The organism is Candidatus Bathyarchaeota archaeon, assembly GCA_026014745.1.
GTDB lineage: Archaea > Thermoproteota > Bathyarchaeia > Bathyarchaeales > Bathycorpusculaceae > Bathycorpusculum.
In genome coordinates this window covers 279,663-292,609 of the sequence record JAOZHS010000001.1, presented here as the reverse complement: position 1 = coordinate 292,609, position 12,947 = coordinate 279,663, and the positions used below count along the sequence as shown (strand labels likewise).

General features: G+C 45.6%; 19 protein-coding genes and 1 pseudogene. 12 read left to right on the top strand and 8 right to left on the bottom strand.

Annotated elements, in window-relative coordinates:
• The first annotated feature begins 51 nt into the window (after nt 1-51).
• From NWE92_01630 to NWE92_01605, 6 genes and pseudogenes are all read left to right on the top strand, one after another.
• Nucleotides 52-234 carry an Em GEA1 (EM1) gene (locus NWE92_01630; protein ID MCW4028332.1) on the top strand — a complete coding sequence of 61 codons (183 nt, stop codon included), beginning with the start codon at nt 52-54 and terminating at the stop codon, nt 232-234.
• A 46-nt stretch (nt 235-280) separates the two neighbouring features.
• Nucleotides 281-451, top strand: coding sequence for an Em GEA1 (EM1) (locus NWE92_01625; protein ID MCW4028331.1), 171 nt, complete (start codon nt 281-283; stop codon nt 449-451).
• Nucleotides 452-652: 201 nt separating this feature from the next.
• Nucleotides 653-802, top strand: a complete 150-nt coding sequence (locus tag NWE92_01620) for a DUF2795 domain-containing protein (GenBank protein ID MCW4028330.1) — start codon at nt 653-655, stop codon at nt 800-802.
• Nucleotides 803-906: 104 nt separating this feature from the next.
• Nucleotides 907-1,065, top strand: a pseudogene (locus NWE92_01615) (hypothetical protein).
• Between the two features lie 132 nt (nt 1,066-1,197).
• A complete protein-coding gene (locus NWE92_01610; protein ID MCW4028329.1) occupies nt 1,198-1,641 on the top strand; it encodes a flavodoxin domain-containing protein in 444 nt (147 codons plus the stop codon).
• Nucleotides 1,642-1,666: 25 nt separating this feature from the next.
• Nucleotides 1,667-2,155, top strand: a complete 489-nt coding sequence (locus NWE92_01605) for a ferritin-like domain-containing protein (GenBank protein ID MCW4028328.1) — start codon at nt 1,667-1,669, stop codon at nt 2,153-2,155.
• 12 nt (nt 2,156-2,167) lie between these two features.
• On the opposite strand, the gene NWE92_01600 is transcribed toward NWE92_01605, so the two are convergent.
• The gene (locus NWE92_01600; protein MCW4028327.1) at nt 2,168-3,208 is read right to left on the bottom strand and encodes a hypothetical protein; all 1,041 of its coding nucleotides are present in this window, start codon (nt 3,206-3,208) and stop codon (nt 2,168-2,170) included.
• 72 nt (nt 3,209-3,280) lie between these two features.
• Between NWE92_01600 and NWE92_01595 the strand changes: the two genes are divergently transcribed.
• The gene (locus NWE92_01595; GenBank protein ID MCW4028326.1) at nt 3,281-3,664 is read left to right on the top strand and encodes a hypothetical protein; all 384 of its coding nucleotides are present in this window, start codon (nt 3,281-3,283) and stop codon (nt 3,662-3,664) included.
• A 73-nt stretch (nt 3,665-3,737) separates the two neighbouring features.
• Here NWE92_01595 and NWE92_01590 read toward each other — a convergent pair whose 3' ends face one another.
• From NWE92_01590 to nth, 3 genes are all read right to left on the bottom strand, one after another.
• Nucleotides 3,738-4,601 (bottom strand): hypothetical protein, encoded by an 864-nt coding sequence (locus NWE92_01590; protein MCW4028325.1) that lies wholly within the window; start codon nt 4,599-4,601, stop codon nt 3,738-3,740.
• Nucleotides 4,602-4,729: 128 nt separating this feature from the next.
• Nucleotides 4,730-5,206, bottom strand: a complete 477-nt coding sequence (locus tag NWE92_01585) for a peroxiredoxin (GenBank protein MCW4028324.1) — start codon at nt 5,204-5,206, stop codon at nt 4,730-4,732.
• A 49-nt stretch (nt 5,207-5,255) separates the two neighbouring features.
• Nucleotides 5,256-5,915 carry an endonuclease III gene (nth, locus tag NWE92_01580; GenBank protein MCW4028323.1) on the bottom strand — a complete coding sequence of 220 codons (660 nt, stop codon included), beginning with the start codon at nt 5,913-5,915 and terminating at the stop codon, nt 5,256-5,258.
• Nucleotides 5,916-6,128: 213 nt separating this feature from the next.
• Here nth and NWE92_01575 point away from each other — a divergent pair, with 213 nt between their 5' ends.
• From NWE92_01575 to NWE92_01565, 3 genes are all read left to right on the top strand, one after another.
• A complete protein-coding gene (locus NWE92_01575; GenBank protein ID MCW4028322.1) occupies nt 6,129-6,683 on the top strand; it encodes a ribbon-helix-helix protein, CopG family in 555 nt (184 codons plus the stop codon).
• Nucleotides 6,684-7,082: 399 nt separating this feature from the next.
• Complete coding sequence (locus NWE92_01570) at nt 7,083-7,238, top strand: hypothetical protein (GenBank protein MCW4028321.1); 156 nt, start codon at nt 7,083-7,085, stop codon at nt 7,236-7,238.
• 97 nt (nt 7,239-7,335) lie between these two features.
• Nucleotides 7,336-7,485 (top strand): hypothetical protein, encoded by a 150-nt coding sequence (locus NWE92_01565; protein ID MCW4028320.1) that lies wholly within the window; start codon nt 7,336-7,338, stop codon nt 7,483-7,485.
• A 1-nt stretch (nt 7,486) separates the two neighbouring features.
• Here the strand turns inward: NWE92_01565 and NWE92_01560 are convergent, their stop codons facing one another.
• Together NWE92_01560 and NWE92_01555 are read right to left on the bottom strand one after the other, a co-directional pair.
• The gene (locus tag NWE92_01560) at nt 7,487-8,050 is read right to left on the bottom strand and encodes a ferredoxin:glutaredoxin reductase (protein ID MCW4028319.1); all 564 of its coding nucleotides are present in this window, start codon (nt 8,048-8,050) and stop codon (nt 7,487-7,489) included.
• Nucleotides 8,047-8,331: a glutaredoxin family protein gene (locus tag NWE92_01555; GenBank protein ID MCW4028318.1), complete on the bottom strand. Its 285-nt coding sequence runs from the start codon at nt 8,329-8,331 to the stop codon at nt 8,047-8,049. The genes NWE92_01560 and NWE92_01555 overlap by 4 nt, the downstream gene beginning before the upstream one ends.
• A 194-nt stretch (nt 8,332-8,525) precedes the next feature.
• On the opposite strand from NWE92_01555, the gene NWE92_01550 reads away from it, so the two are divergent.
• Nucleotides 8,526-10,133, top strand: coding sequence for a hypothetical protein (locus NWE92_01550; GenBank protein ID MCW4028317.1), 1,608 nt, complete (start codon nt 8,526-8,528; stop codon nt 10,131-10,133).
• 98 nt (nt 10,134-10,231) lie between these two features.
• Here the strand turns inward: NWE92_01550 and NWE92_01545 are convergent, their stop codons facing one another.
• On the bottom strand, nt 10,232-11,629 hold the full coding sequence (locus NWE92_01545) for a dihydrolipoyl dehydrogenase (GenBank protein MCW4028316.1): 1,398 nt from the start codon (nt 11,627-11,629) through the stop codon (nt 10,232-10,234).
• A 92-nt stretch (nt 11,630-11,721) separates the two neighbouring features.
• Nucleotides 11,722-12,498 carry a DNA primase gene (locus tag NWE92_01540; GenBank protein ID MCW4028315.1) on the bottom strand — a complete coding sequence of 259 codons (777 nt, stop codon included), beginning with the start codon at nt 12,496-12,498 and terminating at the stop codon, nt 11,722-11,724.
• Nucleotides 12,499-12,600: 102 nt separating this feature from the next.
• Between NWE92_01540 and NWE92_01535 the strand changes: the two genes are divergently transcribed.
• Nucleotides 12,601-12,915, top strand: a complete 315-nt coding sequence (locus NWE92_01535) for a 4Fe-4S binding protein (GenBank protein MCW4028314.1) — start codon at nt 12,601-12,603, stop codon at nt 12,913-12,915.
• Nucleotides 12,916-12,947 lie beyond the last annotated feature (32 nt).

Below are 12,947 nucleotides of genomic sequence, written 5' to 3'. Positions count from 1 at the left end.
TTTCCTTCTTCTCCGGTAAACCAATTGTTTTCCGCATAGGAGGTGAACAGGTTGGTTGAAGAAAGAAAGAAGGGGCAGATGAGTGTTGAAGAAGCTGGACGCATGGGTGGACAAAAAGGTGGACGCCGAACAGCCGAAACCCATGGTCGAGAATTCTACGAAGAAATTGGTCATAAAGGCGGACAAAAAGTAAGAAGGCTGATCCAAGAAGGCAAAGAATACGAAAACGAATGACCTGTTTCAACTAAATTTTTTAGTTTTTTAAGTGGAGGTGAAATGTGTGTCTGAAGAAAAAAAGAAAGGAAAGATGACCGTAGAGGAAGCAGGCCGCATGGGTGGACAAAAAACAGCTGAAACCCATGGCGAAGAATTCTACAGCGAAATCGGTCATAAAGGCGGACAAAAAGTTAAACGCCTCATTGAAGAAGGCAAGGAATACGAAGAAAAGTAAGCCTAAACTTGAATGTGGTTTTCCTTTTTTCTTTAGGTCTCATTTTAAAGTTGGAGGTGAAAAAAAACGAGTGAATCAGAAACAACAACTACCAGACGTAAAGGGATAGGTCAAGGGAGAGGAACAAGAAGGCAATATACTAACAGGAGCGGGCGAGAAGGACACGTCAGCCCTGCGATAGTAGAAAAGTACCTTGCCGGCATGCATTACCCCGCAGAAAAGAAGAGTTTAGTCAATAACGCGGAAGGTAGAGATGCCCCCGATGACGTCATGAACATTATAAACAAGTTACCAAATAAAACCTACAATTCACCCATCGACATAACCAAGGAGATAGGCAAAATCGAGTAAACGGGTTTTGCATTTTACTTTTAATTTATGCAGAAGGCGGCCTTTGTGTGTTTGGGTTTAGGAGGTGAACAGCTTTGGCTGTAGAAAGTGCACAGAAAAGAAAAATGACAAGACAAGAGGCAGGCAGAAAGGGAGGACAAAAAGTAGCTCGAGAAAGAGGACCCGAATTCTATCGGACGATAGGCAAAAAAGGCGGCGAAAAAGTAGCGCAAGAACGAGGACCAGAATTCTACCGTGAAATCGGACGAAAAGGCGGCGAAAGTAGAGAAAACAAGGCCGCAAAGACAACAAAAATGAACCGACACAGCAGATAAATCGCTGCTCGCAGGTTCTGTCTTTTCTAAATAGGCGAGTTTACGTAAGGTTGAAATAGGTTTTTTAATCAACCAGTACGCATGAAGAAACTACTTGTTTTATATTATAGCCGCAGCGGAAACACCGAGAAAATGGCAAAAGCCTTAGCAGAAGGTGCTCAAAGCGGCGGTAACATAGAAGTGGAATTGAATTATCACATAGAAACCCCGGACTTGGCAAACTTTGATGCAATAGCTATTGGTGCACCAACTTATCGAAACGAAATGCCGATAGACTTCAAGACGCTCTTTGAAGAAGTTGAAGCTAAAGGCATTAACCTAAAAGGCAAACTGGGAGCAGCCTTTGGCTCGTATGGCTGGAGCGGCGAGGCGCCAAAGAAGGTGTTGGATATTCTTAAAGAAAAGTTTGGCATGGTCACGCTTGAACCGCCCTTGCTCGCTAAATATGCACCCGACGCAGCCGCTTTGGAATCTTGCCGCGGCTTGGGAAAGAAAATTTCCGAAACATTGAAGAATACTGCTTAACATAAAACGGTTGGAGATAAAATTTATGGAACAAAAAAAAGACAGCACTCTCCTTGATTTTCTGAAGAATCAGGTTGTGGTTGAAAAACAAATAGTTGATTCTATAGAGAAATCTATTGTTGACATGAAAAACCCCGCAGTCAAGGGTGTGTTGAAAGGTGTTTCGTTGGATTCTGTGAAACATGCAGAACTCTACAGCTCCGCAATAACCCTGCTAACTCAGACATCAACAGCGCTAAACCAAGGTGACCTTGACTTCCAAAAGAAGCTAATCCAAAAACACATAGACATCGAATCTGAGTTAATAAAGAAACTTCAAGCAATAATACCAAGCATCGAAAACCAAAAAGTTGTATTTCTCCTAAAAGCCATCCTAAACGACGAAATCAGACACCATGAAATGCTCAAAATGACTCTAGAAATCGTTGTGCGCGGAGAAACTATTACTGAAGATGACTGGTGGCAACTGCTCTGGGAAGGCGTGCCTTTTCATGGTACCCCGGGTGGCGGGTAAAAAAGAGAAAGATTATGCGTTTTCGGCGTCGTGGAGGACCTGCGAGGAACGCCAGGTTTCCTTCACGATATTTTGTAATTCTTGTAATACGGATGCTAACTGTTCGCCCTTGGTGGTCAGTTTGTAGGCTTTGGGGCTTTTTCGTATGAATATCAGTTTTTTACCTTTCAAGCCACGAATGTACTTGTAGGTTCGCCGCATCGATAATGAGGCTTCATTGGCTAGTTTTCCCGCGGATATGCCTTCTTCAGGTATTGCGTTGTAGACTTTGCGTTCGGTTTCGCCTAAGGTTTCTTTTTCGGGGTCTCGTTTGGATTTGAAGAAGAATATGTAGTCGCGTTCTTGGGGGGTCTGGATTAAGCCGACGCTGCGGAGGCGTTTGAGGATTCGGGAAGCTATTTTTGGGGAAATTATCGTTTCTATGTCTTCAAATGTTTTGGGTCCGTCAAGTAAAGCTTGCAGAAGGGTTTCTTCGTAGCATTCGGAATGTGCGGGCAGGACATTGGCAAATTCTTGGAATATGCCTAAGACGTTTGTTAGGCGCCCGCCAAAGTCGGTGGCGTAGTATTGTTCGTTTGATTCTGTTGCTAACCCAACGGTCATTAAGGGTTGAATGTATTCCGCGGTTATGGTGTCTTGACTGTGTGAGTGCCCGTTATTTTTTAGTTCTTTTTGGAGTTGACTTACGGAGTATCTTCCGTTGGCTATGGTGTAGAGTATGTGGAGTCTGGTTTGGTTTTTTAGGGTGTTGAAGAGGTCTTTTATGTAGTTGGGGTTGTTCATTGTTTCGTGTAGTTTGCGGAGTTCGTTTTTGAGTTTGTAGACTTGGCAGCGGTTGATGCATTCGAGGGGTGATATGGGTGTGCAGTTGTGACATTCGGTTTCGAGGTTTTTTAGCATTGTTGCTAAATCTCGTTTGTTCTGGCTGGTTTTGGGGGTTTGGAGGACGTTGCCCATTTGTTTGTTCTCCTTTCGCGGCGTGTCAAGGCGGGGAAGGAGTGAGAGATTGGGTGTAAAACTGCTTTTTTCGATTTTGATAACCCGTCTTGACACGCGTCATAGTTAATGACAGGCGTCATATTTAAATACGTTTTCCCAGAAAATAACCATAATCAGGGTGAAAAATTGATACTACCATGCGAAGTCGGAGTAAAAACCGTCCTGCCAGCAGTAAAAGCCATCATGGCACGCTCCATAGTCGAAAAACACGGATTAAACGAAAAACAAACCGCAGACCTCCTAGGTCTCTCCCAATCCGCCGTCAGCCGCTACGTCGGCAGAGGACGCGGCAACCTCATCCAACTCGAAAGCGCAACGGAAGTCACAATCCTAATCGAAGAAATAGTAATCACCCTCATAGAAGAACGCCACAACAAAGCCAAAATCCTCGAACTCTTCTGCAAAACCTGCAGCGAAATTCGCGAAAAAGGCCTCATGTGCCCCAAATGTGAACCAGAAATGCAACGCGACTGGGCAGAAAAATGCTTTTTCTGCAAAGAAAAATTCTAAAAAACTCTTCCCTACTAATCATAAACATCGTGCGCTTGTCCCAAATTGGGGAGGCAACCGCTTAAAATGGGAATTATGCGGCGCCAAGCAGGAGAGAAGCTACGGTTGCGATTATGACGATGGCAAGGGTTTCGGCGAGGGTTATTTTCCAGTTGACGCGGGTTTTCTTTGAGCGGTAACGTACCAAAAAGATGCCTACTATCGCGCTGACCAGCCCTAATGAAACGATTATGTTGAAGTAGGGCGGTAGCAGCAGAAACGCAGCTATGGGGATAATGCCAGCGATGAAAGTGGTGGTTCCACAGATGATTGCCGCATACACGTTTGAGCGATGAATCTCTTTACCCAGTACCGTGAAGAGTTTATGGACCAGCAGCAGAGACTTGTCGCGTTCCTTTTTGTCAGGTATATCGCTTAAGCTGTAGTTCATGAGGTTTTGTAGTGTCATGATGTCGGCTAAGTCTTCGGTGATGCCGCCTAAGAGGAAACTAGAAAAGTTGGTAATTGCTACGGCGCTAAGAGTTAGAAAAGCGGCGAAAATGACTGCGCTTTGGTTGCCTAAAAATGATGAGGCAGAAGTAAAAGTGGCTATGAAGGCGGATAGGATAACGACTAGACTAGTGATGGAGCCGTCAACTAACCCTGCGACGATTTCCATAATGGGTTCCTTTTTTAGTAGCAGGCTTTCCCATTCTTTGCTTAATCGTTGCCCCTGCGTCGTTAACAGCACAGAGTCCTCTTTTTCGGTTATGAGACCTTCTGCAACCATTTCTTTGAGGGCTTTGTCGAATTCAGCTAAATCAATGCATCCATATGAGGAGCATACGCGGTCGATACGGTTTTTTAATGTTAACTTTTTAACGCGGGCACCTTTGCGGATATTAAGCAAGACAATAACGCGGATAACGTCGGGTAACTCTTGGATTTCAAATGCCACTGAATAAATTCACCAATGGATAGTCAATTATTCGCTACGCGAAACTAATAACTTTTTGTGCCAAAACAAAATAATTAGGCACACAAGAAAGCCTGCCAAACCAAAACTCGTCGGGAAGAAAGGTGGAGTTAGGTTATTTTCTTTAGGGCATGCTGAACCTCGTCGTAGTTGGGTTCCACCAAGGGGTCAGTTGACAACCATACGTATCGTATTATGCCTTGTTGGTTAACAATAAAAATCGAATGCTTAGCTAACACGTATTGTGTATCCCCCACTGAGAGGGGTTGCTCTAAACCGTACTGTTGAATAACATCATGATTAGAGTCACTTAGTATAGGGTAGGGTAACAGGTTTTTGTCTGCAAAGTCTTTGTTTAACTCTGGATCATTGACGCTGATTCCGAGAACCTGTGCATCTAAATCGGTCAAGCGTGCCATGGAATCACGGAATTCGCATACTTCCATGGTGCAGGTTAGCGTGAATTCACCTATGAAAAATGCTAAAACTACGTTTTGCCCCAAAAAATCATGCAAGCTACGGGATTTCATGTTTTCGTCAAGCAGGGTAAAGTCGGGAGCTTTGTCGCCAACTTTAAGAGTACCCATAAAAAAACCGCCCAACAATAAAGAAACATCCTCGTATAAATGGGTGAGCTTAGCCGAAGGTGAAGGCAGAGGGACAAAGCTTGTTGAGGACACATGCGCTACATTGAGGCTTTTTGGCATCACATACCTGCCGACCATGAAATATCAGTAAATCAGTTAGTTGCATCCATTCCTCTTTGGGAGTGATGTTCATGAGGTCGGTTTCGATTTTGTCTTGGTCAGTTTGCTCTGTTAACCCCAATCGCTCTGCAAGCCGCCGGACATGAGTATCAACAGCTATCCCAGCGGTTATGCCATAGGCGTTATAGAGAACGATATTGGCAGTTTTTCTTGCCACCCCAGGCAATTCGAGAAGTTCGGGCATGGTTTTGGGGACTTGACTGTGGAATTTTTCTACGAGGAGTTGGCAGCATGCTTTGAGGTTTTTTGCTTTGTTGTGGTAGAAGCCGGTGGAGTGTATGTCTGTTTCGAGTTCTTTTAGATCAGCATTGACGTAGTCCTGGGGGCTGCGGTATTTTTTGAATAGGGTTTGGGTTACGATGTTGACTCGGACGTCGGTTGTTTGGGCGGAGAGCATGGTGGCGACGAGGATTTCTAGGGGATTGGTGTAGTTGAGGGCGGTTTTGGCGTTGGGGTACTGTTTTTTGAGGAGCGTGATTATTTCGGTTAGTCGTTGTTTGGGTGGGAGGTTTATGGTGGGTTGCTTCAAGGGGGTCTCCTAGGATGCGTGGTGTTTGGTGTTATTTAAGGAGTTGTTATCGGAGAGGAAGCGTTTTGAACGCCTAAAAAGAGTTTTCCTAAACAAGTGTTTAGAAGTTAGCGATTTTGCTTTAAGATTGCTAAGCAAAATCCCAATGTCTCTGAGTAATGTTTATATAATGTCCACTAAACTGAAAACACGTCAAACAAACCAAGTGGGAATATGGTAAACCCAACAAGAATAACCGTAGCATTCGACAAACAAACAGCTGACTTACTAGAAAAAATAAGCACAGACGCCGACGTCTCTCAAAGCGAAATTATGCGCCGAGCCCTGAAATTCTACAGCGAAAACAAAGCCCTCGAAGACCCCGCAACAAAGAAAAAAATCAACTCTTACCTCGACATGCTGCTGAGCGGTGAGCATGTCATCTTAGACGTGGACCACTGGCTGATGTTCCTTCAACTAATCAACTCGTCCCCACAAAAAGAACAATTCTGGAGTGAACACAAAGAAGTTGCCCGTGCACACTGGGAACAACTTAAAGGCAAAGTTCACTCCACAGAGGACATGTTGATGCGGCTTGAAGCATGCAACTTTTATCGCCTAATCAAAAACGCCCCCAACGACTTCACTCTGGTACTGGTTTCTGAGGTTTCCAAGCAGTTTATCCGCATATTCCTTGAGGAATACTTTGCGGCCATGGGGGTTAAGGTGGAGATTAAGGAGAACTTAACCAAACTCAGAGTCACCATCAAACCCGGCGCCAAAGCCTGATTGATACGCCCATCGCCAAGATTACTGGGTCGTTGCAACAGCGTTATATGCAACGTTGGTTATGCAAATCTTTGACCGCTCAGGCACGTGACCTTGAACATAATTTTTGTTTTTGAAGCCAAAGTCACTTTCAGGGCAAGCAGTTTTGGACGGTTTTACAGTCGACAAACGCACCAATAGACAAGTACAAGGCATTTCTATCAATAAGTACGCATACGCACAACATTTCTTAAAGTTTATGAACAAATCTTAAATACACTTATATTTGATTGTGAATATTACAGTAGTAACCGAAAAGGTGTCAAAAAATGATTAAAAAAACCCTAAAAATCGAAAAATCCCCCGCGACAACTAAAGGCTACATCATGGCCTTTGAGGAAGCGTAGGAGGCGAACATGGATGGATATAACCGCAATAGCAATCGAAGCCTTCGGCATGGGCTCCCTCGCCTTAGCCTTCGCAAAATACACCCTCGCCAAAAGGAAAGCCATGAACGCCAAGGATAACATGAAAAATCATTGCCTAAACAGGCACTACATAAATCACAGCCTCTAAATTCACCCCATTTCCCCAATTCCAATTCATTCTGAAATTGATTTTTGTAAGAAAAATTTTTGTGCAACCGCCCAAATTAGACGCTTAGGTGAACGCCTTGACTGTGAAATTAAAAGTAGACCAAACCGAAATCCCACTAAACCAATTCGTCGAAAACATCTTGGGTGGAACCATCCTTGGCGCCATAAGTACCCTGCGCGGCATAGATGAGGACTGGAAAAAAATCGAAATAAAAATAGAAAAATAACTTATCCCTTGAATTCTACTGAGGCATCGATCTCCGCAAACATCTCTTGTTTAGCCCTACAAATCGGGCAAACATACGGCGGCTCCTCACGATAAACCACATAGCCACACTGCTTGCAGTACCACAGCTTCTTTTTGATTTGTGGTTTAACGCTTTGCGGAGCTTGCGGCACAGCAGCTTTTTCAGGAACTGACGAGGCGACGGACGACTTGTTGGATGCAAGCCCGTAGGCGCGGTCCTGTTTTTCTCGGGGTCTCCGTTCAGGCACTTCCGGGAGATTTTGGCTCTCAAAAACAGCTTTGTTAACGTAAAAACGGCAGTAACAGGAGCCATATTGTGCGACATCGGGGTCGCGGTAGTCGCAGGGGCAGATTATGTCACGGTCTAAGTCAAGGTTGCCAGTGGCCAAACGGCAGGGACAAGAAGGGTACCCATAGCGTTCCTCGTTGGTTTTTAGACCTTCTAAAAACATCTGGAGCAAGTCAGGTTGGGGGGTAAGGTAGTAGCCGAAGGTTTTGGCGTCGGCTTCAGCGCGTTTGCGAACCTGCTCAAGGGTCAGGGTCAAACGCCCAGGGCCTCTTTGAGTTTATCTTTGCGGAATCCTGTAATGACGGTTTTGTCGTCCACGATTACAGTGGGGTAACCTAAGTTGCCGCCTTTCTCAAGGATTGCTTTGTGAACCAAGCCTTTGTCGTTTTCATCAAGCAAATCTACATCCACAAACTCGTAGCCGACGCTGTTGTCGTTGAGGTATTGCTTAGTTAACTTACACCACACGCAGGTGCTCAATGCGTAGAGGGTAACTTTGTGGTCATTTTTGTTGCCAGCAACTTTAGAATACTGCATAAAATCACTGGTTAAGGTTTGGATTTTGCAGCATATAACAGTTTAGGTAACAAAATTTCTAACTTTTGCAAGCCCGTTTTCACAGTTCAATAAGCCAGAAGGCAATTTCACTATGTTCACAAATTGTCGCATTTGCAATTTTTTCACAAGGCTTTTATATTGTTCACATACAAAATGCATTCTTGGGGATAAGAGTGAAGGAGAAGGATACTCGAATAGGTTACGTGATTTTCACAATTATTTTGTTACTTACATCAAGTTCTGCTCTTTTGCAGGTTCAAGGGGCAGACAGCCCAAATTTGTATTGGAACATTGAAATTTTGACTTTATCAGGCAGCACAGCAGATATCACGCGGCCTAGTCACGGAGAGACTTCGATTGATGTAGATTCAGCAGGCAATGTACACATAACCTATGCAAGTGTTGGTAGCAAGCAATGTTACGCCACAAAAACTGAAGCTGGATGGAGCCACACACAGTTAGACAGCACATCATTCTCAGGCGTGTATAGCAGCGTTGCCGTGGGATCCGATGGACTTCCTCAAATAAGCTATTACACTCACGAGTATACACTAAAATATCTAAAATGGAATGGGCTAAACTGGGATTCAACAGTTGTTGACTCCAGCGGAAAAGTTGGAGAATGGAACGACATTGCACTGGATTCAAACGGGTATCCCCACATTAGCTACGGTATTATCTTTCCTTCAAATTTCTCATCCCACCTAAAATACGCCAAATTGACGGATTCAGGCTGGAGAACAGGCACTCTGGATTACTCAGACAATGTTGGTGACCATACCTCAATTGCGCTTGACTCCAGCGGATATGAGCACATAAGCTACTATGATGACTTTAATAAAGATCTAAAATTTGCTCACCAGACGAATTTGGGACTGTTTGAAGGCACAGTTGACTGGACAGGCGATGTTGGGCAATATTCAGCCCTTGCTTTAACATCAGATGGTCAACCTTGCATCTGCTACTATGATGAAACAAACACTCAATTAAAACTCGCTAAAGGAACAAGCACGGGTTGGGACATAAGCGTAATTGATAACAGCGGAGACGTAGGCGAATACTGCTCTTTGGCTTTGGACAGCGAGGATCACCCGCACGTATGCTATTGGGATGATACCAACAACCTCTTAAAATACGCATCTTGGGATGAAGGCTGGACTTACTATACGGTCGATTCAATGGCAGGTTATGGCGAATATATCGATATGACATTAGACGACAACGACATTCCACACATAGTTTATGTGGATATTGGCATTGCCAAGTTGAAGTATGCCACCTTAATCGGTTCAGTGACTACAGCTACAGGCTCGGGAAAAGCGCATATCTCTTCAAGCGATGGAGAAATTTCACAGTTTTCAGCCATACCCGAGGAAACCCTGCCAACAGAAGGCAAACCCGCAGTCAGTTTTCCCCACGGACTATTCTCTTTCACAATATCCGATTTAGAGCCACATCAAACGGTCACTGTAGAAATCGTGCTGCCATCCGCTATCCCGCCGGGTTCCCAATATTGGAAGTACCATGAAGGCACGGGTTGGTTTGAGGTTCCATTGGGCGATAACGACGGAGACAATGTGATTACTTTGACTCTTACTGATGGCGAAGATGAAGACGCAGACGGCGTTGCAAACGGAGTGATTGTTGACCCTGGAGGGCCTTCAATGCCAAGTGTGATGGTGGTTCCAGAAACCGCGTTTGGCACTACTTTGATAGGTATCTTTGCGGCAGCCCTATGCTTTGCGCTTATTAAAACCCAAAAATCAAGAAAACAAAGATGAAGAGTCTCAAAAAATCGCTAAGCTGAACTCCCCAGAGGTTCCTTATGCTATGAACTTAGGGCGCCTAACTGGGTTCAGCAGAGAGCCCTTTTTGAAAATTAGTGCTCATGCTCGTGTTCATCTTCATGGGGGTGCTGAAGGCTGCCAAACGCGTTTTGCACTACCTCGTTGAGGGCGGGGTGTATGTGCATACCTTGGGCGATGGGTCCAAAGTTGCCCACAGTTGCCATAGCGTTGGTTATCTCTTGGATAAGCAGAGACGCTTCAGGTCCGATGATGTGAGCACCCAAGATTTTACCAGAATCATGATCCACAATGACTTTAACAAAACCTTCCGGATTCCCCAACGCAGCGCCCATAGCAGTATCCTTGTATTGGGCAACGCCAACCAAAAACTTCAATTTCTGCGCTTCTGCCTCCGCCTCCTTCAAGCCGACACTCGCAATCTGCGGATGCGTAAACACTCCGTGCGGAGTTGAGGAGTAATCCATTTTTGCTTTGTTACCATGCTGCGAGTTATGCCAAGCTATCCCTGCCTCGTAATTGGCGGCGTGCTTAAACATTTGATTGCCTATGGCGTCGCCGAAGGCGTAAATGTTCTTTTTTGTGGTTTCTAGGTACTCGTTTACTTTTATGAAGCCCCTCGCGTCTAGTTGTATACCTGATTTTTGGGGTTTAAGCAAATCCGCATTGGAGACTCTGCCAACGGCGATGAGAAGGGTTTCGGCTGAGAATTCGCGTACGGTACCGTCTTTGAGGTTTTTGGCAACGATGATTTTTTGGTCGCCGTCTTGTTTTGCTTCTTGGGCCTCGCAGGAGGTGTAGATGTCTATGCGTTTGCTCATTTCTTGGTGTAGCAGGGCAGAGATTTCGGGTTCTTCTTCGGGGAGGATGCGTTCGAGGCGTTGGAGGACGGTGGTTTTGATGCCGAGCGCCGAGAAGAAGTGTCCGTATTCCATTCCGATGTAGCCTCCGCCGACGATGAGGATGCTTTTGGGTGGGGTTTGGAGGTTTAAGACGGTGTCGCTGGTGAGGTAGTTGACTTCTTTGAGACCTTTTATTGGGGGTATGAGTGTGCGTGCGCCCGAGACGATGAATATGGTTTTGGCTTTTATGGTTTGGTTGCCGACTTGCATGGTGTAGTCGTCGATGAATTCGCCGGTTTCTTTGTACCACTTCATGTTGGGGGTGGCTTCGACGGCTGCGGCTTGATGCCCCGAATCATGCGTGGTCAATTCGCGCATCCGAGACATGATAGTGGAGAAGTCTACGGAGTTGACGGTTGCGTGGATACCGAGTTTTTCGGCGTCTTTGAGGGTGACAAGCACATCGGCGGGGTAAATCAGCATTTTGGAGGGGACGCAGCCTACGTTTATGCAGGTGCCGCCCATTTTTCCGTGCTCTACAACTGCGACTTTGAAGCCTTGTTCCACGGCTGCGGAAGCCACCAACATGCCTGACCCCGAGCCAACTACCATAATGTCAAACTGTTCCATAAATAACCCTCAAATATACACCTACAAAAAGAAGAGAAAACAGATAAACCTTTCAATAACAACCGCTTACACGCCAAAACTCACTTTGAGCGTTAAGGTGATTTGTTTAGAAAACGTGGGATGCAACGCGGGTCATGGAGGGCATCAAAGCTTGCTAACTCGGTTTTTTCTATCGGCAACACTACCCGAGAGACCAAACCGTTGAGGCTGAATGGCAAGCGAATAAGACGGAACTCGCCTGATGTTACCCATTCATCAATGTGGAAACCTGCGGCTTTGACCTCCCGCGACAACTCCAGCCGTTGCTGCGTGTTTAGGCGGGTTGCTTGGGGGTCCGAGACATGCAGATGAAAACCGCGCCCCGAATACACAACTCTCACGCCTGAGAACCGATGCTCAAGCCATTCAAACAATCCAGCAGCCTCACTACGAACCATATTTAGCTCTAACTCGCAAAAGCTCAGACCCTGCTTCCGCCGCATCTTGTCTTCTAAGGATCCATGTATGGGGCAGGTGATGTTTTCGGGGTCTAAATCAAACGCCAACTCTTGACCTATGATGTGGTCGGCTGCGTCGTAGAGGTTGCGGTCGTAGTAGACGGCCTCGGGGAGAAACTCGACAATTTGCGCCTGCACGTATCTGAGGTTTGGGTACTCGTCGATTATGATGGTGGTTGCATAGTCTTGTCGGTATTTTTCGGGAAAAATCTTAGTGTGCCGACCGATAATTACGGCGAATTTGACGCCGCCCAAGCCGCAGTCTGAGAACCATTCGGCAACGCCTTGGAGATTGAATTCTTGAGTGTAGAATTCGAGACGTTCGTCTATAGTAGCGTAACGCATGCCCTTTGGAAAAAAATATTGCGACATAACTCTACTAGACTAGTCACTGCCTACGCCAAATGCTTTACGCCGCCCAGAAAGCAGAAAACCTAATAACGCCGTTGCCCCGAGGTTCTAGTGGTGAATTTTTTGCCTATTGATCCTGATTTTCAAAAAAACCGTAAAGTCGTAAGTGAACATAATGGTCATAAAGTCTGGGGCCCCGTTGAGCCTCCAACTAAACTTGGAATTCATGGCACTAATGCCGCTGTAGATTGGGATGTCTGCACTGGCGATGGTGTATGCATTGATGTTTGCCCGGTTTCGCTCTATGAATGGGTGGACACTCCGGGGCATCCTGTTTCGGAACGTAAATCTGACCCTGTGCGGGAGCCAGAATGCATCCAGTGCTTAGCCTGTGAGATGCAGTGCCCCGCCGCCGCCATAAAAATAACTCCGCCCTAAAACGCCACTCCTGTAATGTAACAAGTATTATA

What these genes read in the sequence shown, in the direction of transcription:
- NWE92_01555 (MCW4028318.1), bottom strand. Translation starts at nt 8,331, where the DNA reads ATGCAGTATTCTAAAGTTGCTGGCAACAAAAATGACCACAAAGTTACC.
- NWE92_01620 (MCW4028330.1), top strand. Translation starts at nt 653, where the DNA reads ATGCATTACCCCGCAGAAAAGAAGAGTTTAGTCAATAACGCGGAAGGT.
- NWE92_01610 (MCW4028329.1), top strand. Translation starts at nt 1,198, where the DNA reads ATGAAGAAACTACTTGTTTTATATTATAGCCGCAGCGGAAACACCGAG.
- NWE92_01570 (MCW4028321.1), top strand. Translation starts at nt 7,083, where the DNA reads ATGGATATAACCGCAATAGCAATCGAAGCCTTCGGCATGGGCTCCCTC.
- NWE92_01540 (MCW4028315.1), bottom strand. Translation starts at nt 12,498, where the DNA reads ATGTCGCAATATTTTTTTCCAAAGGGCATGCGTTACGCTACTATAGAC.
- NWE92_01585 (MCW4028324.1), bottom strand. Translation starts at nt 5,206, where the DNA reads ATGGGTACTCTTAAAGTTGGCGACAAAGCTCCCGACTTTACCCTGCTT.
- NWE92_01605 (MCW4028328.1), top strand. Translation starts at nt 1,667, where the DNA reads ATGGAACAAAAAAAAGACAGCACTCTCCTTGATTTTCTGAAGAATCAG.
- NWE92_01575 (MCW4028322.1), top strand. Translation starts at nt 6,129, where the DNA reads ATGGTAAACCCAACAAGAATAACCGTAGCATTCGACAAACAAACAGCT.
- NWE92_01545 (MCW4028316.1), bottom strand. Translation starts at nt 11,629, where the DNA reads ATGGAACAGTTTGACATTATGGTAGTTGGCTCGGGGTCAGGCATGTTG.